The 23451-nt window shown below is 71.7% G+C and carries 24 protein-coding genes; 11 read left to right on the top strand and 13 right to left on the bottom strand.

The annotated features are described in order from the left end of the window. Nucleotides 1-65 precede the first annotated feature (65 nt). The 3 genes from ACFYY8_RS32150 (at nt 66) to ACFYY8_RS32140 (ending at nt 2583) form a co-directional block, all read left to right on the top strand. Entirely contained in the window at nt 66-1406 is a 1341-nt protein-coding gene (locus ACFYY8_RS32150; protein WP_390047496.1) for a sensor histidine kinase, read from the top strand. After that, nucleotides 1379-2059: a response regulator gene (locus tag ACFYY8_RS32145; RefSeq protein ID WP_390047494.1), complete on the top strand. Its 681-nt coding sequence runs from the start codon at nt 1379-1381 to the stop codon at nt 2057-2059. The genes ACFYY8_RS32150 and ACFYY8_RS32145 overlap by 28 nt, the downstream gene beginning before the upstream one ends. Nucleotides 2060-2139: 80 nt before the next feature. Further along, on the top strand, nt 2140-2583 hold the full coding sequence (locus tag ACFYY8_RS32140; protein WP_390047492.1) for a dCMP deaminase: 444 nt from the start codon (nt 2140-2142) through the stop codon (nt 2581-2583). A 40-nt stretch (nt 2584-2623) separates the two neighbouring features. On the opposite strand, the gene ACFYY8_RS32135 is transcribed toward ACFYY8_RS32140, so the two are convergent. The 3 genes from ACFYY8_RS32135 to ACFYY8_RS32125 all read right to left on the bottom strand — a co-directional run bounded on the left by ACFYY8_RS32135 (nt 2624) and on the right by ACFYY8_RS32125 (nt 4842). Beyond that, entirely contained in the window at nt 2624-3340 is a 717-nt protein-coding gene (locus ACFYY8_RS32135; RefSeq protein ID WP_390047490.1) for a maleylpyruvate isomerase family mycothiol-dependent enzyme, read from the bottom strand. Nucleotides 3341-3442: 102 nt separating this feature from the next. Further along, nucleotides 3443-4141, bottom strand: a complete 699-nt coding sequence (locus tag ACFYY8_RS32130; RefSeq protein WP_390047488.1) for a TetR/AcrR family transcriptional regulator — start codon at nt 4139-4141, stop codon at nt 3443-3445. Nucleotides 4142-4224: 83 nt separating this feature from the next. Beyond that, nucleotides 4225-4842, bottom strand: coding sequence for an NADPH-dependent FMN reductase (locus ACFYY8_RS32125; protein WP_390047486.1), 618 nt, complete (start codon nt 4840-4842; stop codon nt 4225-4227). Nucleotides 4843-5255: 413 nt separating this feature from the next. On the opposite strand from ACFYY8_RS32125, the gene ACFYY8_RS32120 reads away from it, so the two are divergent. Beyond that, nucleotides 5256-6446, top strand: a complete 1191-nt coding sequence (locus ACFYY8_RS32120; protein WP_390047484.1) for an acyl-CoA dehydrogenase family protein — start codon at nt 5256-5258, stop codon at nt 6444-6446. Between the two features lie 72 nt (nt 6447-6518). Next, entirely contained in the window at nt 6519-7133 is a 615-nt protein-coding gene (locus ACFYY8_RS32115; RefSeq protein WP_390047482.1) for a helix-turn-helix domain-containing protein, read from the top strand. A gap of 4 nt (nt 7134-7137) precedes the next feature. Here the strand turns inward: ACFYY8_RS32115 and ACFYY8_RS32110 are convergent, their stop codons facing one another. From ACFYY8_RS32110 to ACFYY8_RS32090, 5 genes are all read right to left on the bottom strand, one after another. Then, on the bottom strand, nt 7138-8028 hold the full coding sequence (locus ACFYY8_RS32110) for a tryptophan 2,3-dioxygenase (protein WP_390047480.1): 891 nt from the start codon (nt 8026-8028) through the stop codon (nt 7138-7140). A 145-nt stretch (nt 8029-8173) separates the two neighbouring features. Then, entirely contained in the window at nt 8174-9196 is a 1023-nt protein-coding gene (locus ACFYY8_RS32105) for an LLM class flavin-dependent oxidoreductase (protein WP_390047478.1), read from the bottom strand. A 10-nt stretch (nt 9197-9206) separates the two neighbouring features. Next, on the bottom strand, nt 9207-9548 hold the full coding sequence (locus ACFYY8_RS32100) for a TIGR04076 family protein (RefSeq protein ID WP_390047476.1): 342 nt from the start codon (nt 9546-9548) through the stop codon (nt 9207-9209). Between the two features lie 22 nt (nt 9549-9570). Continuing rightward, nucleotides 9571-9981, bottom strand: a complete 411-nt coding sequence (locus ACFYY8_RS32095; protein WP_390047472.1) for a DUF4440 domain-containing protein — start codon at nt 9979-9981, stop codon at nt 9571-9573. Next, complete coding sequence (locus ACFYY8_RS32090) at nt 9974-11236, bottom strand: amidohydrolase family protein (RefSeq protein ID WP_390047470.1); 1263 nt, start codon at nt 11234-11236, stop codon at nt 9974-9976. Before ACFYY8_RS32090 ends, ACFYY8_RS32095 begins: the two co-directional genes overlap by 8 nt. A gap of 234 nt (nt 11237-11470) precedes the next feature. Here ACFYY8_RS32090 and ACFYY8_RS32085 point away from each other — a divergent pair, with 234 nt between their 5' ends. Both ACFYY8_RS32085 and ACFYY8_RS32080 read left to right on the top strand, forming a co-directional pair. After that, entirely contained in the window at nt 11471-12799 is a 1329-nt protein-coding gene (locus ACFYY8_RS32085; protein ID WP_390047468.1) for an NAD(P)/FAD-dependent oxidoreductase, read from the top strand. Between the two features lie 396 nt (nt 12800-13195). Further along, nucleotides 13196-13501 (top strand): hypothetical protein, encoded by a 306-nt coding sequence (locus ACFYY8_RS32080; RefSeq protein ID WP_390047466.1) that lies wholly within the window; start codon nt 13196-13198, stop codon nt 13499-13501. Between the two features lie 134 nt (nt 13502-13635). Here ACFYY8_RS32080 and ACFYY8_RS32075 read toward each other — a convergent pair whose 3' ends face one another. Beyond that, entirely contained in the window at nt 13636-14832 is a 1197-nt protein-coding gene (locus tag ACFYY8_RS32075) for a globin domain-containing protein (RefSeq protein WP_390047465.1), read from the bottom strand. A gap of 112 nt (nt 14833-14944) precedes the next feature. Then, nucleotides 14945-15415: an RrF2 family transcriptional regulator gene (locus tag ACFYY8_RS32070; protein WP_390047463.1), complete on the bottom strand. Its 471-nt coding sequence runs from the start codon at nt 15413-15415 to the stop codon at nt 14945-14947. A gap of 123 nt (nt 15416-15538) precedes the next feature. Here ACFYY8_RS32070 and ACFYY8_RS32065 point away from each other — a divergent pair, with 123 nt between their 5' ends. Together ACFYY8_RS32065 and ACFYY8_RS32060 are read left to right on the top strand one after the other, a co-directional pair. Then, nucleotides 15539-17074 (top strand): PucR family transcriptional regulator, encoded by a 1536-nt coding sequence (locus ACFYY8_RS32065; RefSeq protein WP_390047461.1) that lies wholly within the window; start codon nt 15539-15541, stop codon nt 17072-17074. Nucleotides 17075-17201: 127 nt separating this feature from the next. After that, nucleotides 17202-18452, top strand: coding sequence for an NAD(P)/FAD-dependent oxidoreductase (locus ACFYY8_RS32060; protein ID WP_390047459.1), 1251 nt, complete (start codon nt 17202-17204; stop codon nt 18450-18452). 49 nt (nt 18453-18501) lie between these two features. On the opposite strand, the gene ACFYY8_RS32055 is transcribed toward ACFYY8_RS32060, so the two are convergent. From ACFYY8_RS32055 to ACFYY8_RS32045, 3 genes are all read right to left on the bottom strand, one after another. Continuing rightward, entirely contained in the window at nt 18502-19749 is a 1248-nt protein-coding gene (locus ACFYY8_RS32055; RefSeq protein ID WP_390047457.1) for a cytochrome P450, read from the bottom strand. A 36-nt stretch (nt 19750-19785) separates the two neighbouring features. Further along, nucleotides 19786-19932 carry a hypothetical protein gene (locus ACFYY8_RS32050; RefSeq protein WP_352008702.1) on the bottom strand — a complete coding sequence of 49 codons (147 nt, stop codon included), beginning with the start codon at nt 19930-19932 and terminating at the stop codon, nt 19786-19788. 202 nt (nt 19933-20134) lie between these two features. Further along, nucleotides 20135-21586 carry an APC family permease gene (locus ACFYY8_RS32045; protein WP_390047455.1) on the bottom strand — a complete coding sequence of 484 codons (1452 nt, stop codon included), beginning with the start codon at nt 21584-21586 and terminating at the stop codon, nt 20135-20137. A 452-nt stretch (nt 21587-22038) separates the two neighbouring features. Here ACFYY8_RS32045 and ACFYY8_RS32040 point away from each other — a divergent pair, with 452 nt between their 5' ends. Together ACFYY8_RS32040 and ACFYY8_RS32035 are read left to right on the top strand one after the other, a co-directional pair. After that, nucleotides 22039-22227, top strand: coding sequence for a ferredoxin (locus ACFYY8_RS32040; RefSeq protein WP_352008700.1), 189 nt, complete (start codon nt 22039-22041; stop codon nt 22225-22227). Further along, a complete protein-coding gene (locus ACFYY8_RS32035; RefSeq protein ID WP_390047453.1) occupies nt 22224-23420 on the top strand; it encodes an NAD(P)/FAD-dependent oxidoreductase in 1197 nt (398 codons plus the stop codon). The genes ACFYY8_RS32040 and ACFYY8_RS32035 overlap by 4 nt, the downstream gene beginning before the upstream one ends. The last annotated feature ends 31 nt before the right edge of the window (nt 23421-23451 follow it).

The following is a 23451-nucleotide window of genomic DNA, read 5'->3' as shown; positions in this document are numbered from 1 at the left end:
GCCGTACCCGGGGACTACCGCCAGACGGATGGGGCGGGACGAACGGGCGGGCTAGCGTGGGGCGCGTGCCGTCCCGAGAACCGAGAACCCCGCTTGAGGCGGTCACCGACCGCCGTTTCCTGGCCACGGGCTGGCCGTGGCGCTCCGCGGGCTACCTGCTGACCGGGATCCCGCTGACGGCCGGGGCCGTACTGGCGCTGGGGGCGCTCGCGTGGCCGTGGGGCCTGGTGCTGCTGCGGCAGGCGCGCGGGCGGCCGCTGTCCCCCGGTCCCGCCGTCGCGCTCATCCTGCTCGGCGCCGGGCTCGTGGCCCTCTGGCCGGTCGTGGCGACGGCCCTGGCCAGGGTCGAACGGCTGCGTACGCGCATGGTCGGCGCCCCGCCGCTGGTCTCCGGGCACCGCGCGCCGCCCGCGCCGGGGGTGTGGCCGTGGCTGCGGACCCGCTACGCCGAGCCGGCGACCTGGCGCGAGCTGGGCTACGCCCTCCTGCTCGCCACGGCCGGGCCCGTGGTCTACGCCGTCGTGCTGCTGCTGGCGCTGCTGACGGTCTCGTTCCTGGCCGCCCCCTTCCTGGTGGCCGGGGAGATGGACCCGGTCTCCCTGGGCTTCACCGAGGTCGGCGGCCTCGGGGAGGCGCTGCCGTACGCGTTGGCCGGTCTGGTGCTGCTGCCGCTGCTGCCCTACCCGCTGGCGGTGCTCGCGGGCGCGCAGGCGGCGCTCGCGCGGGCGCTGCTCCAGGGCGGGCCCGGCGAACGGCTGCGCGCCCAGCTGGTGCAGGTCTCGCGTTCCCGCGCCCGGCTGGTCGACGCCTTCGAGGCCGAACGGCGGCGCATCGAGCGCGACCTGCACGACGGCGCCCAGCAGCGGCTCGTCGGCCTCACCCTGCAGATCGGCATGGCCAGGCTCGACGTCCCGCCCGGCTCCCCCGCAGCCGAGGCCATGGCGCAGGCCCACGGCCAGGCGAAACAGTTCATGGCCGAGCTGAGGGAGCTCATCCACGGCATCCACCCCCGGGTGCTGTCCGACCAGGGGCTCGCCGCCGCCTTCGACGAGCTCGCCGACCGCTGCCCGGTGCCGGTGACCGTCCGCGCCGACCTGCCGGAACGGCTGCCCGCCCACGTCGAGGGGACCGCCTACTTCGTGGCGGCGGAGGCGCTGACCAACATCGCCAGGCACAGCGGCGCCACGTGCGCCGCCCTCACCGCGGGCGCGGAGGGCGACCTCCTCGTGGTCGAGATCTCCGACGACGGCCGGGGCGGGGCGGACCCGCGGGAGGGAACCGGTCTGACCGGCCTGGCGGACCGGGTCTCCGTCGCCGGCGGCAGAATGCTGATGTCCAGCCCGCCCGGCGGCCCGACCCTGCTACGTGTGGAGATCCCTTGCGGCCAGAACGACCCGTCCGAGTAGTCGTCGCCGAGGACGCCGTGCTCCTGCGGGAGGGGCTCGCCGGGCTGCTCGCCAGGTTCGGCTTCGAGGTCGTCGCCGGAGTCGGCGACGCCGAGGCGCTCGTGGCCGCCGTCGCCGAGCACTCCCCCGACCTGGTGGTGACCGACATCCGGATGCCTCCCGGCTTCACCGACGAGGGACTGCGCGCCGCCGTCGAGCTGCGCCGCGCCCGTCCCGGGCTGGCGGTGGTCGCGCTCAGCCAGTACGTCGAGCAGAGCTACGCCTACGAGCTCATCGACTCCGGGGAGGGCAGGGGGATCGGCTACCTGCTGAAGGACCGGATCGTCGACGTCGAGGAGTTCGCCGCCGTGCTGCGCCAGGTGGCCGACGGCGGCACCGTGGTCGATCCGTACGTCGTGCGCAGGCTGCTGCGCCGCCACCACGACCCGCTCTCGGCGCTGTCCGAGCGGGAGCGCGAGGTCCTGGCGCTCGTCGCGGAGGGCCACTCGAACACCGCGATCGCCAGGATGATGTCCATCTCGGAGACGGGGGTGGGCAAACACGTCGGCAACATCCTCGCCAAGCTCTCGCTCCCGCCGGACGAGGGGACCAACCGCAGGGTCCTGGCGGTGCTGGCCTACCTCAGGAGCCAGGAGGACCGTCCGGGAACCTGACGCGTTCCCCGGCCCGGGGCCAGGGGCACCGCGGACAGGCCCGGTAGCGTTGCGGGGACGGTTCCACCGGAGGGGGAGAGTTGGACGACCACGAATGGCTACGGCTCGCGTGTGACCTGGCCGGGCTCTGCCCGCCCTCCTCGACCGCCTTCTCGGTCGGCGCCGTGGTGGTCGGCGCGGACGGTGTGGAGATCGCCAGGGGGCACTCCCGGGAGACCGGCCCCAACCTGCACGCCGAGGAGGTCGCGCTCTCCAGGGTCTCCCCCGGCGACCCCCGGCTGCCCGGCGCGACCGTCTACAGCAGCCTGGAGCCGTGCAGCGTGCGCCACTCCCGCCCGGTGCCCTGCAGCACGCTCATCATCGGCAGCGGAGTGCGGCGGGTCGTGCTGGCCTGGCGGGAGCCGCTGCTGTTCGTCGACTGCCGCGGCGCCGAGGAACTCACCGCGGCGGGCGTCACGGTGCTGGAGATCCCGGAGCTGGCCGAGGCGGCGCGCGGGCCGAACGCGCACCTCCTGTCGTCCTGAGGACGGGCGGGCCGTACTGCCCGCGAGAGGGGCCACGGGGTCAGGCCAGGCAGCGCAGGGCGGCTCTGACCTTGCGGTCGATCGGGTAGTCGTCGGGGAGCCTGCCGACGGTCGCCTCGACGAAGATCGGCACGGGCAGCTGCGTGGCCGTGTCGTAGGCGTACACCCAGATCCGTTCCGCGGTCGGCTCGACCTGGGCCTGTGAGCCCTGCTCGGCGAGCACGAAGACCGCGACCCTGGCCCGCCACCAGGCCCGGTCGTCGGCCTCCTCCTCCGAGACGGGCGCCCCGACGTCGTCGGCGTGGGTGGCGTACTCGGAGTCGTAGTGGAAGGTCTGCAGCCCGACGGGGTACGGCCCGGCCAGGGTCGGCAGCGACGCGTCCCTGCCGAGTGCCCGCATACGCGCGCGGGTCTCGCCGTTCGCCTCGCGCCACTCCTGGAGCACCTCCTCGACGGGCAGGTCCCTGCGGCGGCGCACGCACCAGTCGTTGAAGGCGTTGAACCCGCCCTCGACCCCCTCTCGCCTGAGCATCGCCGAGAACCCGTCGAGGTCGTCGTCGAGGCAGGCGTGGTTGTACAGCTCCTCCCCCGCCAGGTGCCCGAGGACGTCGCGCACCGACCAGCCCGCCGCGCGGGAGGGGCGGTTCCAGCCCTCCTCGTCGAGCCCGGAGAAGTATCGGTCGAGACGGGCCGCCTCGGTGTCGAAGATGTCGAAGGGGTCGAGATCCGGCAGGGGATCCTTGGGTGATGAGCTCATGCCATGAGCGATACCCCGCCCGGCGCGACGGGCAACAGGCGACACCGCCGCGCCCGTACGGGCGTCATCCGGCGCTCCGGTCGTGAGCCCCGATGACGTGGTCTACGACCGGGGAGCCGGGGAGGTGAGGTGGGCGAGACCGGCGCGGGCCAGTTCGTCGCGCAGGTGCGCCGCCGACTTCGGCAGCCCCGGCCCGCCACCGAGGTCGTAGGCGGTCAGGAAGCTGCTCAGGCACATGTGGAAGACCGTCAGCAGGGCCGCCTCCGGGTCTTCGTGCCCGATCTCGTCCTCGTGGCGCAGCACCGCCAGCCTGAAGGAGGCGAACATGCGCTCACGGGCGCGGAGTTTGCGCGCCCTGAGCGGCTCGTCGTCCGTCGAGTGCTCCGCGAGGGGGTGCACGGCGTGGGAGGCGACGTCCTCGGACAGGCAGGTGACGAACGCGAGCACCACGTCCGCCAGGGTCGTCCCGGCCCGCTCCAGCCGTTCGGTGAGGTCGTCCTCAAGGCGGGTGAGGATCATGTCCCCGACCGCCCGCATCAGGCCCTGCTTGCCGTCGAAACGGCCGTAGATCCCGCCGATGGAGATGCCCGAGGCCTCGGAGACCGCGGCCATCGTGAAGCCGTCGACGCCGTCGCGCGCCAGCACCGTTCTGGCGGCGTCGAGGATCTGCAGGGCGGAACGGCGGCTGCGGCGCTGCTGGGGCTCCTCAAGCAGACCCTCGTGCAGGCCGGGCAGCCAGCTGCCCCCCGCGTGGTCCTCGGGGCCGCCCTTCCCGGGGGCGGTCGCCGGGCCTCCCGACATGCCATTCCCTCCGCCCAGCGTGGACGCGCGAGGGGCTCCGCCGGTGATGCCGTCAGCGGTGCCGTCGCCCCTCGGTCCGGTTGTCAGCGCGTTCCCACCGTAGCAGTATCCGAAGATTCGTTCTGATGTGCGCCGCGTATCCCCCGCGGCGGGGGGACGACGCCGCGCCCGCAGACCTCAAGCCCCACGGTGCGCAGCTGGGCGAGTACCCGTTCGTCGGGCCTCCAGCCGCGTCCGTCCCGGCCCTCGGCGACGTTGAGGGCCGCGCCGAGGGGGGTGGGCCAGCCTCGCAGCGCGTGCACGATGGTGCGCAGAGCCTGCAGCGTCGTGACGGCCGCCTGCCAGCCGTACGCGGTGGTGACGCAGCCGACCGCGCGGCCCGTCAGGTAGGGGCGGGCGTCGTCCCTGAGGTCCTCGGCGTAGTCGAGGGCGTTCTTGACCAGGCCGGAGACCGAGCCGTGGTAGCCGGGAGAGCAGACGATCACACCGTCCGCCGAGCGCAGCGCCTCCACCAGGCGCCGCCCGGGACCTCCCGGCGGGCGCGCCGGGTCGTACATCGGCAGGCCGGACAAGTAGTCGGCACCGAACAGCTCGGTTCTGGCCCCGGCGGAGGCCGCGGCGTCGAGCGCGAGGCGCAGGGCGTTCTCGCTGCTCGAGGAGGCGCGTGTCGTGCCCCCGAGTCCGACGACGAAGGGCTGCATTCCACTGTCTCCTCTGTGGGGAGGGGGTTCGGCCGGTCGTGCGGGCGGGGACCCGGACCGACGACGTCGGTCAATCCGAATCAGTATTCTTTTTCGAGTATCCGGCGCTCTCCTTGCTCCGTCAATACCGGGCAACCGACAGCCGGGCACTTCGGTCAAGCCTTGACTTAGAATCCGAATACGGATTTTACTTAATTCGAAGCGCGGGTACGGCTCTCGCGCGGCAGGTCCGGTGGACGGTCGCCTCGACGTCCGGTCCGGACCCCACCGGGCGGCGCGGCCCGGCCGGTTGACGGACGTCCCGGCGTGGCGGTGCGCGCAGGTCGAAGGCCCGGGTTCCAGCTGCTCGTCGGGTACACGACCGCAAGACGGGAGAGGTCATGAAATTTCAGGAAAACGGGGCGACTTCCGCTATGAATGGTGAGGACGCCGTCAGACAACGGATAGCCGACCTCACCCACAGAGCCGCGCTCCTGCGCAAGGAACTGCCGGAGAGCGCCGCTGAGGTCGACGCGGCCAACGTCGACACCACGTTCGGGATGCGACGGCTCTGGGAGGAGGGCCTGTTCGCCTTCTGCCTGCCCCACAGGTTCGGCGGGATCAACGACGCCAGGCCCGAGCTGTACACCGAGGACTTCTTCAGGATCGCCCTGGACATCATGGCGGGCGACTCCTCGGCCGGGATGAACTTCGTGGTCCAGGCGCTCGTGACCTTCGAGATCTTCCGGGAGGGCAACACGCTGCCCGAGTCGACGAAGGTGGAGATGGCCCGCCTGATCCGCGACGAGGGAGTCAGGCTCTGCGCCTCGAACTCCGAGGCGGGGGCGCCGGGGCCCGTGACGGCCAGGCGCGTCGAGGGCGGTCTCGTCGTCAACGGCACCAAGGCGTTCAACACCAACAGCGGCGGAGGCGGATGGGCCTCCGTCGGCCTCACCCTGGAGGGAAGGAGGGGCCGCTACAACGCGCTGCTCCCCCTCGACCAGCCGGGCGTGACCATGAAGCACGACTGGGACACCATGGGCCAGCGGGGCACCCACAGCCAGACCATCGTCTACGACGAGGTGTTCGTCCCCGACGGCTACCACTTCAACGGCAACGGCGCCTCCTCGTCCTTTCTGTCCTACGTCTTCCTGATGCACGCGGCGATCATGCTCGGGCCGGGTCTCGGCGCGTTCGACGCCGCCCTCGACTACGTGCGCAAGCTGGACCGCCCGAGCTTCCCCGAGTTCGAGAGCGCGACGGAGGACGTCCTCGTCCGCCGCCGTATCGGCGGTTGCGCGGTCGACCTGCGCGCCGCCCGCGCCTTCCTCCTGGACACCGCCCGCAGGATCGAGCGGTGCGACCCCGACGACGACCCGACGGAGCTGTTCGTCGAGGCGTTCGGCGTCAAGGTCGCCTGCATCCGGGCGGCGCTGACCGTGACCCAGGAGATCTTCGATCTCACGGGCGCGCGCAGCACCGCCAACAAGTACCGATTCGACCGTTTCTGGCGCAATGCCCGCACCTTCGCCACCCATGACCCGACCGACGCCAAGGAGGTCTGGATCGGCGACTGGTACCTCACCGGCAAGGAACCGCCGATGGCGGCGATGCTGCGAGTCTGAGCCCGCGGGCCGTACGGCCGTGCTCCGTGAACTATGTTTGGCGGGAGCGAACAAGGCGGAGGAGGAGAGCCGGTGGCCGTGCCGGAGCACCAGGGCGACGCGAGAGCGGGGGTCCACGGCGACGTCGGCGCCAGGATGCGGCGCTTCCGCAAGGAGCGCGGCCTGACGCTGCGCGGGCTCGCCGCCGCCTCCGGGCTCTCGATCGGGTTCCTGTCCCAGGTCGAGCGGGGCATCTCCGCCATCGGCCTGACCGCCCTGAACGGCGTCGCGGCGGCTCTCGGCCGCGGTGTCGGGGACTTCTTCGGCGAGGAGCCCCGGCGGGAGGAGCCGCAGGCCCCGCAGCCGCCCGGCCACTTCACCCTGACCCGGGCGCAGGCCGGGGCCACCGAGTACATCTCGGGGCAGCAGACCTACCGCATGCTCTCCGCCCGCGGCCAGAACCTCGTCCTCGAACCGCTGCTGGTGCGCATCGCCCCCGGCGGGCGGCGCGAGGACGCCTACGGTCACCCGGGTGAGGAGTTCGCCTTCGTGCTGGAGGGCGAGCTGATCTACGAGGTCGACGGCGTCGAGCACCGCCTGCACCCGGGTGACAGCGTGCACCTGAGGTCCGCGGTCCCGCACAGCATGTACAACGACACCGACCGGGTCACCACCGTGGTCTCCGTGGTCACCCCCCGGCTCTTCTGAACCGCTACATCGCCGTCCTGGCCGACCACAGCTCGGGGAAGACCTCCCGGCGCAGGCTGCGCTCAAGCCAGCTCAGCCCGCTCGAACCGCCCGAGCCCGGCTTGGCCCCCATGGACCTGCGCACCGCCATGAGGTGGCGGTAACGCCAGTCGGAGAAGCGCTCGGACAGGTCGGTGAGCGCCTCACCCAGGGTCCACAGCTCATCGCCCGGCCCCTGCTCGGCGTAGACCCTGACCCAGGCCGCCTCGACCAGCGGGCTGGGGACGTACTCCGCGGTGAGGTCGTCCCGTACGGGGATGTCGAAGCCCCTCCTGGACAGCAGGGCCAGCGCGCTGTCGTAGAGGCTCGGGGCCCGCAGCGCGTCGAGCAACTCCTGGTAGACCCTCGGGTCCCGCCGGTGCGGGCGGATCAGCGACTCCGACTTGTTGCCCAGCAGGAACTCCAGGTGCCGGTACATCGCCGACTGGAATCCCGAGGCCTCGCCAAGCTCGTCACGGAAGGAGTTGAACTGGGCGGGGGTCATCCAGCCGAGCGCCGTCCAGGCCGCGTTGAGCGCCTCGAAGTGACGCACGCTCCTGACGATCACCGTGGTGGCCCCGGTCGCGTCGTCCTCGTCGAGCAGCCCCCTGGCCAGGGTCCACTCCGCGCGCAGCAGGCCGAAGTAGAGCTCCATGACCTGGGTGGTCACCAGGAACGCCAGTTCCTCGGGCACGTCGGTGACCGTCCGCTGCAGACCGTGCAGGACCTCGGTGCCGACGTACTCGTCGTAGGGGGTCCGCGCCGTGAACTCCAGTGTGGGCGCGCCCGCGTTGGCCGCCGCCCGGTCGGCGCGCCCGCGTTTGTCCATCACCCCGACCCGGCCCGCCCCCGGGCCTCTGGTGCGCCTCGTCGTCATGTGGCCTCCTTCGTTCAGCTATATGTTCACGCTTGCTGAACGTTCCTGAAATCAGGACTGTGAGGTGATTAGCGCCTTTCGCCTTATGGGTCGAAGGTTATCGGCGGATCGGGTTTCGACATGACGGAACGTGACCCCCTCGTGCTCAACCGGCCACGACACGCGGGGAGCGGTCGAGCAGCGGAAGCACCTCGGCGCCGAGCAGATCGACGCCGCCGTCGTCGGTGAGGCCGTGCGGGGTGCCGAACTCCACGCGCCGCACCCCGGCGTCGATGAGCGCCTGCGCCTGCGCGGCGACGTGCTCGGGATCGCCGGAGAAGGCGAACAGGTCGAGCAGGTCGCCGGGGATCAGCCGCCCGGCCTCCTCGTGCCGTCCGGCGTCGACCAGCTCCTTGACCCGGGCCAGCAGGTCGGCGGGGACGTGCGCGGTCGGGTCGAGGTCCGCGACGACCGCGAGGTACATGGCGACCTCGGTGCGGGCCCTGGCCCTGGCCGCCGCCCCGTCCCGGTCGACGACGGTCACCGCGCCGAACACCAGCCCGACGTCGGCGGGGTCGCGTCCCGCCTCCGCCGCGCCGCGCGCGACCCGCTCGCGCATCACCGGGACCATCGCCGGGTTGGCGCTGCCGCCGACCTTCAGCTCGTCGGCGATCCGCCCGGCCAGGGCGGCCCCCTTCGGCCCCCACGCGCCCAGCAGCAGGGGCGGGCGCGGCCTGTGCACGGCGTAGCGCAGCGCGGTGCCCGGGGCCAGGCGGAACATCTCCCCCTCGAACCCCTCCCGGTCGCCCGCGAGCAGCAGGTGGACCACCTTCACCGCCTCGTCGAGCGCGGTCAGCGGCCTGGGCTGGGCGATGCCGACGGCACCGAGCCAGGTGCCCCTGGCCAGTCCCAGATAGGCCCGGCCGTGCGAGGCCAGGTCGAGCGCCGCCACCTGCCCCGCGATCTCGTACGGCGCCGCCGAGTAGGGGTTGAGGCAGGCCGGGCCGAGCCGTACCCGGCGGGTGGCGGCGGCCATCTCAAGCAGCGGGAAGATCGGGGGCTGGTACATCAGGTCGCCGAACACGCTCAGCACGTCGAAGCCGTGCTCCTCAGCGCGGCGGGCGAGCCTGGCGTAGTCGCCCGCCCTCTTGTCGCTCTGCAGGCCGAGGCCGATCTCGGCGACGGTCATGGGGGCTCCTTCAGGTCAGGTCGGCGGAGTTCATCCTGCGGCGGCCGGTGCGCTCGACCCGCATCACCAGCCGTTCCTCGGGGTCGGGGCAGGCGAACAGGGAGTCCTGGGCCAGCCAGTCCCCCGAGGCGAGGTCACGCTGCTTGGCCGCGAGGAAGGGCAGCACCGAGGCGAGCGCGTACACGCAGAAGTGCTTGCCGTCGGGCAGCCGCAGGTGCGCGCTGTTCTCCAGGGTGAAACAGTCGCCGACCTCCATCCCGCAGACGGACCTGCCCTCGATGCGGTCGACCACGACCCGCAGGTCGTGGAGCTCCATGTCGCCGTCCTCCGTGTTCTCCACGGTGTTCTCCACGGTGACGTCTCCTTTCAGGGCCTCAGGGTCCGAGCAGTTCGGCGTGGTGGTGGACGATGAGCCACGTGTCACCGGTACGGCGCAGCACGTCGGTCACCCTGCTGTGCTCGGCGGGGGCGCCCGGCGGTTCGGCGACGAGCACGTAGCGGGCGACTCCGGTGTCCCCCCACACGTCGATCCGCCTGTCCTGCGCCCGCAACCCGTCGAGGACGGGCCGGGCGCCTGATTGGTCCCTTTCCTCACGATATGCATCCAGTTCGGCGCGGGTGCGCAGCGGCCCCGGCAGATGGGTCTCCCAGACGGTGACCTCGGCGTGCAGGTGGGCGTCGAAGCGCGCCCGGTCGCCCCGCAGGAACGCCTCGTACATGTCGTCGATGCCCGTCGAGATCGCCTCGACGTCGGCGCTCGCGGTCCCGGATGCGCTCTCAGACATGGTTCGCCTCTCCGGCCCGGTCGTCGCGGACGACCCGGCCTCCCTTCATCACCCAGCGGATCGTGCGGAAGGCCGACGCCGAGTCCAGCGGGTCGGCGTCCATGGCGACGAGGTCGGCGTAGCGGCCCGCCTCGACGGTGCCGATGTCCTGCGCGGCGCCGAGCCAGCGGGCGGGGCCGAGCGTGGCCGCGTACAGCGCGCGGGCCGGACCGAGGCCGCCCTCCGACATGTGCTCAAGCTCCCGCACCGTCGCGTTGGTGCCCTCGAAGTCCCAGAAGGGCGGCATGTCGCTGCCCAGCAGCACCTCGACGCCCGCCTCAAGGGCCATGGCGTAGCTCTCCAGGTGACGCGGGCCGGCCCCCAGGGAGCGGCACTGCATCCACTCGGGCACGCCGAGTTCGTCGAAGAACTCCTTGCACCTGGTGACGATGAGGGTCGGCACCAGGGCGGTGCCGCGCGCCGCCATCGCCGCCGCGACCTCCGGGGTGAGCTGGTAGCCGTGTTCGACGCAGTCGAGGCCGAGTTCCACGGCCTCGGCGATCACCGGGGCGGGGCCGGCGTGCGCGGTGACCTTGCGCCCCCAGGCGTGGGCGGTGGCGAGCACCGCGGCCATCTCGTCGGAGAACAGCTGCGGGGTGTCGATGCGCTCGTGCTCCCCGGCGATCCCACCGGAGATCATCACCTTGATCAGGTCGGCGCCCGCCCTGAGCTGGGTGCGGACGCCACGCCTGAACCCGTCGGCGCCGTCGCACTCCAGGGTGTCCGAGCCCTCGTGGCCGTGTCCGCCGGTGCAGACCAGCGCCTGTCCCGCGGTGAAGACGCGCGGTCCCGTCGCGGTGCCCGCCTCGATGGCGCGGCGCAGGGCGAAGTCGGCGTGGTCCTTCTCCGCGACGCACCGCACGGTGGTGACGCCGCAGCGCAGGGTGCGCCGGGCCCCGTCGGCCATGTGGAGGGCCAGTTCGTGGGGGTTGAGGTTCTTGACGCCCTCCCCGGCGCCGCCGGGCAGCGACAGCGAGAAGTGGGTGTGCATGTTGACCAGGCCGGGCGTGAGGTGGGCGCCGTCCAGGTCGATCACCCTCGCCCCCTCGGCGTGGGGCAGGACCTCCTCCCGGGGGCCGGCGAGCACGACGCGCTCTCCCCTGACCAGCACGGCCGCGTCGGTGAGCACCCGCGCGCCCTCTGCGGTCCTGCCGTCGGCCCCGCTGTCGGCCCTGCTGTCGACCACGGTGCAGTTGACGATGACGAGGTCGCCCATAGGCCGTCCTTTCCGTCGCCGGACCTTCCTGGCCACGGCCCGTCCGTTCTATCAGGCATAAGTTTCATGAACAAGGGAGGGCGTGTCGTTCACAGGTAAAGCCCGAGCCGAGGTGAACCGTCCTGGACGGCGTTCACCGTTTTTCACACGGGCGTTACGCCCCTCCGACGCTTGACGCCGCGTGTGACGGGCAGGGCCGACAGGGCGGGATTTCACCACCGGAGGAGGCCGGACATGGGCAAGCGGCAACGGATCGTCGTGGTGGGAGGGGGCTTCGCGGGCTTCAGCGCGGCCCGGACCCTCTCCCGGATGGCGCGCGGCGCGATCGAGATCGTCCTGATCAACCCGACCGACTACTTCCTCTACCTCCCGCTGCTTCCTGAGGTCGCGGCCGGGATCCTCGACCCACGCAAGATCGCGATTCCCCTGACGAGCGTCTGCCCCGGGGTACGGCACCTGCTCGCCTCGGTCGACTCGATCGACGTGGCGGGCAGGCGGGTGCGGTGCGTCGACCCCGAGGGGCGGAGCCGTGAGCTTGGCTACGACCGCCTGGTGCTCTCGGTCGGCAGCGTCAACAAGCTGCTGCCCATTCCCGGGGTGGCCGAGCACGCGCACGGTTTCCGCAGCCTCGCCGAGGCCCTCTACCTGCGTGACCACCTCATCCGGCAGATCGAGCTCGCCGACGCCTCCGACGACCGGGAGGAGCGCCGGGCCCGCTGCACGTTCGTCGTCGTCGGCGCCGGATACACCGGGACCGAGGTCACCGCGCAGGGGCAACTGCTGGCACTGGACACCTGGCGGCGCCGTCCCGGCCTGCGCGAACAGCCGGTCCGCTGGATTCTGGCCGACCTCGCCCCGCGCATCCTGCCCGACCTGGACGAGCGGCTCTCCCGGGTCGCCCACCGCACCCTGGCCGAACGCGGCGTCGAGATCCGCACCGGCACCAGCGTGGCCGAGGCGACCTCGGACGGGGTCAGGCTCTCCGACGGGGAGTTCGTGCCGACCCGCTCGCTGATCTGGTGCGTCGGCGTACGGCCGGACCCGCTGGTCGAGTCGCTCGGGCTGCCGACGGAGCGGGGCAGGTTGCTGGTCGACGAGTATCTCGGCGTACCCGGCCATCCCGAGATCCTCGCCTGCGGGGACGCGGCGGCCGTACCCGATCTGACCAGGCCGGGCCAGTACACCGCGATGACCGCCCAGCACGCCGTACGGCAGGGCGCGCGGGCCGCGCTCAACCTGGCCGCCTCCTACGGCAGGGCGGAGCGGGAGCCGTACCGGCACCACGACCTCGGGTTCGTCGTCGACCTCGGCGGGGTCAAGGCCGCCGCCGACCCACTGGGGGTGCCTCTTTCCGGACTGCCCGCAAAGGTGGTCGCCAGGGGGTACCACCTGCTGGCGATCCCCGGGGGCAGGACGCGCATCGCGGGCGACTGGCTGCTGGACGCGCTGCTGCCGCGCCAGACGGTCCAACTCGACCTGGTACGCGGGCAGGAGGTCCCGCTGGACTCCGCCTCACCGCTTCCCACGCTCTCCGGGGAGCGGCCGAGGGAGCACGTCCGATAGCCGTTCCGGGAGGGGGTTCACGGTCGGCCGAAATTACCGCGCTGTCGGCCCTTGACTCATCTTCCCAGGCAAGTATCTTCCTATTTAGGAAACTTTCCTAAAGGAAAGGCTCGGTCGGCGCTTCCGACACTCCAAGTCCCCCCTCGGAGGAAGAAGACGTGAAAGCCAGAACGTGGGCGATCGCTCCCTTGAAGCCCGCCGGGCGGATCTCCTCCATCACGGGCTCCAGCACGGCCGTCTCCGTCGGCGCGCTCGCGCGCTGACCCTCCAGCCTCCGTTCCCTGGTGTGTGCCACCCCAGGAGAGCGGACGCCGGAGCACACGCTCCGGCCGCCACGCGGGCGGCTCCGCCGTACCCGCGAATCACCCCCCACCTCTCCCACCGGAGGAAACGCTCTTGAAAACCCGCATCCGGGCCCTGTCCCTGTCCGCGGCGACCCTGCTCACCGGCGCGCTCCTGATCGGCGGGGCCTCCGGCGCCAATGCGGCCCCCGAGAACTGCAAGGTCTCCACCTCGGGGTCCTACGCCTCCAGCTACTGCGCCTCGGGCACCGGTCAGCACCGGGTCGGCGTCACCATCCTGCACGCCAATCCCTCCGTCGGCTACGTCTACAGCGTCGGGCCGTGGGTCTCCGCGGGCGCCACCTCGACGGCCTACCTCCCGCCGGGGACCATCGTCTCCCTCAGGACCGAGAAGCGCTGACCCGCTGTCCGTACGGCTGACGCACCCCCTGGACCATCACGATCCCGCCAGCCGGGACACCACATAGAGAAAGGAACGGCCACCCGCGGCCGCCCGGCACCCGCCGGACGGTCACCGGGTGGCCGTTCTGTCGTCTAGGCGTCCTCGTCCGCCAGCCAGAGGTCGGGGCCGAAGACCTCGTAGTGGACGTCACGCGCCGCCACCCCGGCGTGGATGAGCTGGGTTCGCGCCCGGCGCATGAAGGGCAGCGGCCCGCACAGGTAGGCGACCGCGCCGTCGGGCACCTCGACTCCGGCCAGGTCCATCAGCCCGGTCCTGGCCCCCTCCGGTGCCCCGTCCTCGTACCAGAGGAGGCTCTCGGCGCGGGACAGCGACCCGAGGTGCTCGGCCGTCTCCTCGCGCAGCGCGTGGTTGGCCGGGGAGCGGTCGGCGTGCAGCAGCATGACCTGACGCCCGGAACCGGTCTCGGCCAGGTGCCCCAGCATCGCGGCGATCGGGGTGCACCCGATGCCCGCCGAGGCGAGCACGAGCGGGCGGTCGCCGTCCTCAAGCGTGACCTCTCCGAACGGCGCGGACAGCGTCAGCTCGTCACCGGCTCGCACCGTTTCGTGCAGCAGACCGGACACCTCGCCCGCGGGTGAGCCGTCGCCGCGCACCCGCTTGACCGTGATCCTCCGCAGACCGTCCCGCCCGCCCGACAGGGTGTACTGACGGAGCTGATGGACGCCGTCCGGCATCAGCACCCGGACGCTGACGTACTGTCCCGGCCGCGCGGGCGGTGCCGGTTCCCCGTCGAGCGGCCTCAGCAGGAAGGAGGCCACGTCGGGTGTCTCCTCGCGGCGTTCGACGACGCTCCAGCGGCGCCAGGTCCTCTCCCCCTCGCCGGCTCCCGCCTCGGCGTACAGGCGGGCCTCCATGGCGATCAACGCGCCCGCCATCAGCCAGTAGACCTCGTCCCACGCCTGCGCGACCTGAGGGGTCACCGCGTCGCCGAGCACGTCGGCGATCGCCCCGAAGAGGTATTTGTGCACGATGACGTACTGGTCCTGGGTCACCCCGACCGCGGCGTGCTTGTGCGCGATCCTGGCGAGCAGCCGGTCGGGGCGCTCGTCGGGGTGGTCGAGCAACGCGGTCGCGAAGGAGGCGATGGACCCGGCCAGTGCCCTTCGCTGCTCACCGCTGGCCTGGTTGCCGCGGTTGAACAGGCCGTCGAGCAACTCGGGACGGTCGGCGAACATCGTGGCGTAGAACCGCGTGGTGATCGCGTCGAGCGAGGCTCCGATGACGGGAAGCGTGGCGCGGACGGTCTCGGCGGACTCCGGGGAAAGCACGTGGCCTCCAGGGGAGGGGATGGGAGAGAACGGGAGGAAGTTAAATATTCATCTGACATGCAAATTAAAACCCGTGATCTCCACCGGTCACCGGGGCCGAAAGCCATCTCCTCTAGGGACGAAGGTCCCCCTCCTGCTCCTCCGGTCCGGGACCCCGTCCGAGCAGGATGAGCGCCGGACCGGCCGGGGAGGCCACCAGGGACTCGACGGTGATCCGGTCGAGCGAGGCGAAGAACGCCTCCCTGGCCTCGGCCAGCGCCGTACGGAGCCTGCACGCCGCCCGCAGCGGGCACGGCGGGTCGTCCTCGCATCCGGCCAGGTCTCCCCCGCTCTCCAGCGCGCGGGCGATGCCGCCGATCGAGGCGTCCCGGCCCGCGCCGGTGAGCCGGAGCCCGCCCCCGCGCCCCCGCCTGGTCTCGACCAGGCCGAGCTCGACCAGGCGCGCCACCGCCTTCGCCGCGTGTGAGTACGGCACCGCCAGCGCCAGCGCGACCGTACGGGTGGTGAGCAGGTCCTCTTCCCGCGCCACGGCCAACCGCATCACGATACGAAGTGATATGTCGGTGAAGGCGGTCAGGCGCATGTCCTCACCGTAGGCCTTCAGGAGGCCCGCGGGCCCCTTCCCGGGGCACGGCGGGGGCACGGCGGGGACGGGGGAGAATCGGGATGTGGAACGCACCAGAGGCCGCATTCCCGGGCGCGCCGGATGCTGAGGCTGGACCGGCTGGTCAACGTGCTCGGCGGGTACGGCGCCCGGCTGTGCTGCGCCCCGGCCTCCCGGGACGTCGAACTGCGCAGTGTGGTCGTGCACGACCCGACCGACACCCGGCCCGCGACGGGTGAGGTGTTCCTGGCCGTCGGCGTGGACTCGGCGGCCGAGGCGGTCCGCCTGGCACGGGCGGCGCGCGCCGTCGCGATGCTGGTCCGGGTGAGCCCGCCACTCGACGAGGCCGTGCTCGCCGAGGCCGCGGGCGCCGGGATCGCCGTGCTGCTGGTCGAGCCCGAGGTCTCCTGGAGTCAGCTGTCCGGGGTGGTCTACGGCCTGGTGCTCGAAGGGCGCGAGACCGACGCCGGACGGGGCCCCACCGACCTGTTCTCCTTCGCCGACACCCTCGCCGCCGAGGTCGGCTCCGCGGTGACGATCGAGGACCAGATGTCCCGCGTCCTGGCCTACTCGGGCTCGCAGCAGACCGCGGACCCGGCCCGGCTTGAGACCATCCTGGGCAGGCGGGTGCCGGATGCCGTACGGCGGCTGTTCGAGGGCAAGGGGGTCTTCGCGCACCTGGCGACCTCCGACGAGCCCCTGTTCGTCGGCCCCTCCCCCGAGCACGGCCTCAGGGGTCGCATGGTGGTCGCCGTGCGGGCGGGGCGTGAGCTGCTGGGGTCGATCTGGGTCGAGTGCGAACGGCCCCTGCCGGAACGGCACAGGACGGTCCTCGGTGACGGGGCGCGGGCGGTGGCGCTGCACCTGCTGCGCTCCCGGGTCAGCGCCGACCTGGAGCGCCAGGTGGAGTCGGACCTCGTCATCCGCCTGCTCGAGGGTACGGCCGACGCCCACGCGGTGATCACCAGGCTCGGCCTGCCGAGGGGGCGGTTCCGGGTGATCGCGCTCCAGGCGCACATCGCCGAGGAGCGGCACGCCGCGGTGCTGCTGGCGTTCGAGCGGGCCACCACCGGGTTCGGCTGGTCACGGCCCGGGCGCAGCACGCTGTTCGGCAACACCCTGTACACGCTGCTGCCCTGTGGCAACGACGTGACCCCCGCCCTGGACTGGCTGGCCGCGATGGTGCGGGTGCTGCCCCGGCAGGTCACCGTGCTCGCGGGGGTCGGCGGCACCGCGGACCCGGCGCAGCTGCCCTCCTGCAGGCAGGAGGCCGACGAGAGTCTCGCCCTGCGGGCGGCGCGGCCCGGCGGCGGCGTCGCGGTCGTCTACGACGAGTCGTGGGATGAGATCCTGCTGCAGCGGCTACGGGCCGCGGCCTCCGCGGGGCGCGTCCCCTCCCGAGGCCCCGTCGCCGATCTGACCAGGCACGACGCCGAGCACGGCACCCGTCACATCGCGACGCTGCGCGCCTGGCTTGAGGCGCAGGGGGACCTGGCCGCCGCTGCCGAACGCCTCGGCGTGCACCCGAACACCGTGAGATACCGGCTCAGGAGGATGGCCGAGATCACCGATCTGCGGCTCGACATGCCGGAGAAGCGGCTGGCGATGATCATCGCCCTGGCGGTCGGCCGCCCCTGATCTTCGGTCTTTGTCGTTGTCCGTCAAACCTCCCCGATCCACTTGTCCGCGGCATACAGTTCATTTCCCCTCTGTTCCGACGATGCTCGAATGGTAGGAACCCCCTCAAGAAGCGAAAGAAGTGGTCATGGGTGTCGACGGTGGTCCGCGCTCGGTCGTGGTGATCGGTGCCGGTGTGGTGGGCCTGTCCACCGCGTGGTTCCTGCGGGAGCACGGGGTCGAGGTCACCGTGGTCGACCGCGACGGCGTCGCCGCGGGCGCCTCGTGGGGCAACGCGGGCTGGCTCTCCCCCGGCCTGGCGATCCCGCTGAACGAGCCCGGCGTCCTGAAGTACGGCCTGCGCTCCCTGCTCGACCCCGGCGCGCCGCTGCACGTGCCCGCCACCCCCGACGTCAGACTGTGGTCCTTCCTCACCCGGTTCGCGGCGAACTGCACCTGGAAGTCGTGGAACCGCGCCGTTCAGGCCAACCTCGCCTTCAACGAGGAGTGCCTCGCGGCGTTCGACATCCTGACCTCCAGCGGTGTCGAGGCCCCGACCATCAAGGCCCCCATCACCGCGGCCTTCGAGAACGTACGGCAGGCCACCGGCCTGCTGCACGAGCTCAGGCGCATCGACGACTCCGGCCTGAAGATCGACTACACCGCGCTCGACGGCGACGCCCTGCGCGAGCAGATGCCGCAGCTGTCCTCCAAGGTGCGGGCGGGCATCCGGCTCGACGACCAGCGTTACGTCGACCCGGGACGGTTCACCCACTCGCTGGCCGAGGCGGTCGTCGCCAAGGGCGTCGTCATCCGCTCCGGCTTCCGGGTGACCGGGGTGCACGAGGAGGCGGGCGGCCTGGCCGTACGGTCGGGGGCCGGGGAGACGGTCGTCGCGGACGCCGTGGTCCTGGCGACCGGCGCCTGGCTGAACGATCTCGGCGCGGCCTGGGGGGTCCGGGTCCCGGTGCGCGCGGGACGCGGCTACTCCTTCACCGTCCCCACCGACAAGCCCGTCCCCGGGCCGGTCTACCTGCCCGCCGTCCGGGTGGCGTGCACGCCGTACCAGGACAAGCTGCGGGTCGCGGGGACGATGGAGTTCCGTGACGCGGACGCCCCTCTCGACCGGGCACGCATCGACGCGATCATCGCCTCGGCCAGGCCGCTGCTGTCCGGCGTCTCGTGGGACGGGCTCACCGACGCGTGGGTCGGCCCGCGTCCCGTCACCCCCGACGGCCGTCCCCTCGTCGGAGCGACGAACGCGCCCGGCAGGTTCGTCGCGGGCGGGCACGGCATGTGGGGACTCACCCACGGTCCGGTCACCGGCCGCCTGCTCGCCGAGCAGATCGTCACGGGCAGGCAGCCCGCCGCCCTGCGGGACTTCGATCCCGTCCGCTGACGGATCCGCTCCGTGAGGCCCGGCGGATCCGGGCCTCACGGAGCGGTCGTCAGGCCAGGGTGACCGTGACCGGCAGGGTCTTGATGCCGTTGACGAAGTTCGAGCGGACGCGGCGCGACTCACCGGCCGGCCTGATGTCGGAGATCCGGGGCAGCAGTTCCTCGAACATGACCCGCATCTCCAGCCTGGCGAGCGCGTTGCCCAGGCAGAAGTGCGGGCTGCCCTTGCCGAAGGTGATGTGGTCGTTGTCGGCGCGGGTGACGTCGAACCGGTAGGGGTCGTCGAAGACCCGTTCGTCCCGGTTGCCCGAGGCGAACCACATGACGACCTTGTCCCCCTCGCGAATCCGCCTGCCGTGCATCTCCACGTCACGCGTGGCCGTACGGCGGAAGTGGTAGACCGGGGAGGCCCAGCGCAGGAACTCCTCGACGGCGCCCGGCATCAGCGACGGGTCCCGGCGGAGCCGCTCGGCCTCGCCCGGGTTGTCGATCAGCGCGCGCATGGAGTGCGTGATCGCGTGCCTGGTGGTCTCGTTGCCCGCGACCACCAGCAGCAGGAAGTAGTTGTCGAAGTCGCGCTCCGACAGCGGGACCCCGTCCGCGGTCGGCTCGTTGACGAGCTTGCTGACCAGGTCGGTACCGTCGCCGCCCCGGCGCTTGCGGGCCAGCTCCCGGCCGTACTCGAAGACCTCAAGCGAGGCGGGACTACGGAAGGGCAGGTCGCGGTACTTCTCGCTCTCCTGGCTGTGCAGCAGCACGTCGGCGTAGTCGGGGTCGGTGTTGCCGATGATGCGGTTACCCCAGTCGATGAGCTGCTGGGTGTCGTCCTCGGGGACGTCGAGCATCTTGGCGAGCACGTTGATCGGGAAGTCCGCCGAGACCTCCTTCACGAAGTCGAAGGTGCCCTTGGCCAGGGCGGCGTCCAGGGTCCTGGCGGTCAGGCCGCGCAGGAAAACCTCGTATCCGGCGATCGCGCGGGGAGTGAACTGGCGCTGCAGGATCCGGCGGAGCACGCCGTGCCGGGGGCCGTCGGTCTCCAGCAGGGAGCGCCGGATGGTCGCCTGGCGCTCGTCCACCTCTTCGAGGTTGGTGAACCTCGTCGAGGTGAAGGTCTCGGCGTCACGGTCGACGGCCACGATGTCGGCGTGCCGGGTGACCGACCAGAAGCCGCTGCCGTACTCGCCCTCGTCCTGCCAGTGCACCGGCGCCTCGGCTCTGAGCACGTCGAACATGCGCCAGGGGGTGTCGCCGTCCAGGAACTTGTCGTTGTCCGCCAGGTCGACCTCGTCGAGGCGCATGGATCTCCTCCGGATGGTGTTCGGATGACGTCCCCGTCACTCCTGGACGGGGTCGGTTTCGAGCAGGTAGTAGGGACCCGCGCCGAGCAGGTAGCTGTCGAGTTCGGCGCCGGTCGGGAAGCTGTTGAGGACGGCGGCGTCCCGCTCCCCCGGATGGCCGGCGGCGCCTTCCACGGAATCCATGCTCACGGTGTCTCCCTCGACTCGCCTCATTTGGCCTCGAACCATACGTTCGACGTCAGTCCCGAACAGGACGCAAAGGCCAGGAAAAAAACCACCTCTGAGCGGATTTTCGCAGCTCAGGATGGATCGTACGGACCCGAACAAGTATAGGTCACCCTTGCCGGAGTCCCGATCCCCCGATCGGCGCCGCCTCGCACGGCCGTCAGTCCCGCACGGGCGCCCCCTGTCCGATCCGCGCGTAGGCCCGCGGATCGGCGGACCTCAGGTAGGCGCCGTAGATCAGGCCGACGACGCCGACCAGCACCACGACGGCGGGCAGCGCCCAGTTGAGCGCCGAGTCCGGCGGGGTGCCGAGCAGGGCGGAGAAGTTGGTGAACGCGACGTACAGGACGGCGAACAGCGCCAGCCCGGCCAGCACCGGGGCGATCGCCACGTTCCAGGCGCTCTCCCCCCGCCGTTCCTTGCGGAAGAAGCCGACGACCGCGACCGAGGTGGCGACCAGCAGCAGGATCACGCCCAGCGCGCCCAGGTTGGTGAACCAGTTGAACAGCGTGCCCATCGGGTCCCCGCCGAACAGGCCGAAGGCGAGCACGACGACCGCCGCGAAGACGGTCTGACTGACCGACCCCATGTACGGCGAGCCGTGCCTGGGGTGTGACAGTCCGAGCTTCTCGGGCAGCACACCCTCACGGCCGAGCGCGAAGAAGTACCGCGCGACCGCGTTGTGGAAGGAGAGCGTGGCGGCGAACACCGCCGTGATCAGGAAGACCTGGCCGAGGGTCGAGAAGGCCGGGCCGAGCGCCCGTTCGCCGAGCACGAAGACCAGTTCGGGGCCGTGCTCGCGGGAGGCGGCGATGACGTCGCCCGGTCCGGCGCCCATCGCGGTCGCCCAGGCGGTGAAGGCGTAGAAGACACCGATCACGGCGACGGCGATGTAGGTGGCCCGGCTGACGGTCCTGCGCGGGTCCCGGCACTCCTCGCTGTAGATCGCCCCGGACTCGAAGCCCATGAAGGCCGCCATCGTCCACAGGAACGCGGCGCCGACCGCCCCAGTGGTCAGCGCGTTCCAGCCGAACGGCTCCAGCGACAGCCCCTGCGGGGCGGTGGCGATCTGGGAGATGTCGAAGACCAGGACGAGCAGGCCCTCGCACACCAGCAGGACGGCGAGCACCCTGGCGTTGAGGTCGATCCTGCGGTAGCCGAGGAGGGCGATGACCGCCAGGAAGACGAGCGAGACGATCCACCAGGGCACCTCGACGCCCAGGACCCCGGAGAGGAATCCCGAGGTGCTGAAGCCGAGCAGGCCGTACAGCCCGACCTGCATGGCGTTGTATGCCACCAGCGCCACGAAGGCGGCGCCGACACCGGGGACACGGCCGAGACCGTGGGTGATGTAGGCGTAGAAGGCGCCCGCGTTGGAGATGTGACGGCTCATCGCGGCGTATCCCGCCGAGAAGAGGGCGAGCACCGCGGCCAGGATGAGGAACATCAACGGCACGCCGAGCACACCGGTGGTCGCGAAGTTCTGTGGGGTCCCACCCGCCGCGACGGTCAGCGGGGAGGACGCGGCGACCACGAAGAACACGATGTCCGGCACGCCGATGCGTCGGCGTGACAGCGTGGCCGGGGTGGCTGCCGATTCGTTGACGGCCATGGCGACCCTCCATTGGGACAGAACAGAAGTGTGGGGCGGCACGGAGACATGTTTCGTTCGTACCCGTACGAACCACGTGGCCGGGATCGTATGTGCTCAAATGAAGTTGGCGCAAGAGCCCTTTCCCACAGACCGAAAGCCCGGCCCGCGTACCGTCGATGAAACCGGGGCGAACGGCGAACCCCCGCTTTACCCTCCCCTCCGACCTGCGGGTTCACCGACATACCACGAAAAATCGCGATATTGTTCGAGCAGTTCGTTTGACTCCAAACGACTTATCGCCGGCCTTGACCATCGCCATTGGCAGGTCCTAGTTTGTTTGGAGTCAAACGGTTAGGAGAACTCCATGGGCACCGGTCAGGCCCTGTCGTGGTTCGACCCGCCGACGGGAGTTCTCCCGGCGCCGCACCGCATCGACCCCTGCCCCTCCCCGTACCACCAGGAGTAATGAAATGAAGGTCATCGTCGACATGGGCGTCTGCAAGGACCACGGGCAGTGCGTCTTCTCCGCGCCCGAGGTCTTCCGGCTCGACGAGAACGGCAGGCTGGCCTACGAGCCCGACGTGGACGAGGCGCTGCGCGACGCCGTCGAGGAGGCCGCCGACGTGTGCCCGCTCCAGGCCATCACGGTCGAGGGATGACGGTGGCAGCGAGCCGGATCGTGATCGCGGGCGCCTCCATGGGCGGCCTGCGAGCGGCGGAACGACTGCGGGCGGGTGGTTTCACCGGGGAGATCGTCGCGGTCGGCGACGAGCGGCACCTGCCGTACAACCGGCCGCCGCTGTCGAAGGAGGCGCTGGCCTCGGAGGTCACGCACGAGGCGGTCGCCTTCAGGCTCCGCCCGGCGGTGGCCGACGTGATATGGCGGCTCGGCGTCCCGATCGCCTCGGCCGACCTGGCCGCACGGGCCGTACGGCTCGCCGACGGCACCGAGATCGGCTACGACGGGCTGGTGGTGGCCACCGGGATGCGTCCGAGGCGGCTGCCCGTGCCCGGCCCCGAGGGACGGCACGTGGTGCGGACGATTGAGGACGCGGCGGCGCTGCGCGCGCGACTGCTGCCGGGAACCAGGGTGCTGGTCGTCGGGGCCGGGTTCATCGGCTGTGAGGTCGCCGCGACCGCCCGCGTGCTCGGCTGCCAGGTCACCGTGGTCGCCCCCGAGGCCGAGCCGATGCTCCGCCCGCTCGGCGCCGGACTGGGGGCCGCGCTCCGGCGCCGTCACGAGGAGGAGGGGGTGCGGTTCCTGCTGGGCCGTACGGTCAGGCGCTTCCTCGGGGAGGGTTCCCCGGCGGGTGCCGAGTTGTCCGACGGGACCGTGGCCGAGGCCGACGTGGTCGTCGAGGCGGTCGGCTCCGCGGCCAACACCGAGTGGCTCGGGGGCAACGGCCTGGACCTGTCCGACGGTGTGCTCTGTGACAACGCGCTGCGGGTCGAGGGCCGTCCCGGCGTGGTCGCGGTCGGCGACGTGGCGCGCTTCCCCAACCCCCGCTACGACGACGTCGCCCGGCGGGTCGAGCACTGGAGCGTTCCGACGGACACGGCCAAGCGCGCGGTGCCGACCCTGCTGGCCGACCTCGGGCAGGCCGGGCACGATCCGGCCCCGTTCACGCCGCTGCCGACCTTCTGGAGCGACCAGTACGACCTGCGCATCCAGTCCTTCGGCGCCCCGGGGCTCGGCGGCGACGACATCCGGGTGCTGGAAGGCGATCTCGGCGGGGAGGTCGCGGTCGGCTACCACGACGGCGGCGGACTCGTCGGCGTGGTCATGATCGGCCTGCCCTCGGCCCTGGCCCGCTACCGCACCGAGCTGATGCGGGCACCGGCGACGGTCTGACCCCGCGTCCCGCGAGGGGAACGGCCGACGC

This window comes from Streptosporangium sp. NPDC001559 (assembly GCF_042893955.1).
Classification (GTDB): domain Bacteria; phylum Actinomycetota; class Actinomycetes; order Streptosporangiales; family Streptosporangiaceae; genus Streptosporangium.
This window is presented reverse-complemented; position numbering and strand designations above follow the sequence as displayed.

Excerpts from the sequence above, each read along its gene's own strand:
- ACFYY8_RS32105 (WP_390047478.1), bottom strand. The coding sequence starts at position 9,196 with ATGACCGTCGCCGAGATCGGCCTCGGCCTGCAGAGCGACAAGAGGGCG.
- ACFYY8_RS32045 (WP_390047455.1), bottom strand. The coding sequence starts at position 21,586 with ATGGCCGTCAACGAATCGGCAGCCACCCCGGCCACGCTGTCACGCCGA.
- ACFYY8_RS32085 (WP_390047468.1), top strand. The coding sequence starts at position 11,471 with ATGGGCAAGCGGCAACGGATCGTCGTGGTGGGAGGGGGCTTCGCGGGC.
- ACFYY8_RS32120 (WP_390047484.1), top strand. The coding sequence starts at position 5,256 with ATGAATGGTGAGGACGCCGTCAGACAACGGATAGCCGACCTCACCCAC.
- ACFYY8_RS32135 (WP_390047490.1), bottom strand. The coding sequence starts at position 3,340 with ATGAGCTCATCACCCAAGGATCCCCTGCCGGATCTCGACCCCTTCGAC.
- ACFYY8_RS32110 (WP_390047480.1), bottom strand. The coding sequence starts at position 8,028 with ATGACGACGAGGCGCACCAGAGGCCCGGGGGCGGGCCGGGTCGGGGTG.
- ACFYY8_RS32125 (WP_390047486.1), bottom strand. The coding sequence starts at position 4,842 with ATGCAGCCCTTCGTCGTCGGACTCGGGGGCACGACACGCGCCTCCTCG.
- ACFYY8_RS32065 (WP_390047461.1), top strand. The coding sequence starts at position 15,539 with ATGCTGAGGCTGGACCGGCTGGTCAACGTGCTCGGCGGGTACGGCGCC.
- ACFYY8_RS32095 (WP_390047472.1), bottom strand. The coding sequence starts at position 9,981 with ATGTCTGAGAGCGCATCCGGGACCGCGAGCGCCGACGTCGAGGCGATC.
- ACFYY8_RS32130 (WP_390047488.1), bottom strand. The coding sequence starts at position 4,141 with ATGTCGGGAGGCCCGGCGACCGCCCCCGGGAAGGGCGGCCCCGAGGAC.
- ACFYY8_RS32035 (WP_390047453.1), top strand. The coding sequence starts at position 22,224 with ATGACGGTGGCAGCGAGCCGGATCGTGATCGCGGGCGCCTCCATGGGC.
- ACFYY8_RS32040 (WP_352008700.1), top strand. The coding sequence starts at position 22,039 with ATGAAGGTCATCGTCGACATGGGCGTCTGCAAGGACCACGGGCAGTGC.
- ACFYY8_RS32060 (WP_390047459.1), top strand. The coding sequence starts at position 17,202 with ATGGGTGTCGACGGTGGTCCGCGCTCGGTCGTGGTGATCGGTGCCGGT.
- ACFYY8_RS32070 (WP_390047463.1), bottom strand. The coding sequence starts at position 15,415 with ATGCGCCTGACCGCCTTCACCGACATATCACTTCGTATCGTGATGCGG.
- ACFYY8_RS32050 (WP_352008702.1), bottom strand. The coding sequence starts at position 19,932 with ATGGATTCCGTGGAAGGCGCCGCCGGCCATCCGGGGGAGCGGGACGCC.
- ACFYY8_RS32090 (WP_390047470.1), bottom strand. The coding sequence starts at position 11,236 with ATGGGCGACCTCGTCATCGTCAACTGCACCGTGGTCGACAGCAGGGCC.
- ACFYY8_RS32055 (WP_390047457.1), bottom strand. The coding sequence starts at position 19,749 with ATGCGCCTCGACGAGGTCGACCTGGCGGACAACGACAAGTTCCTGGAC.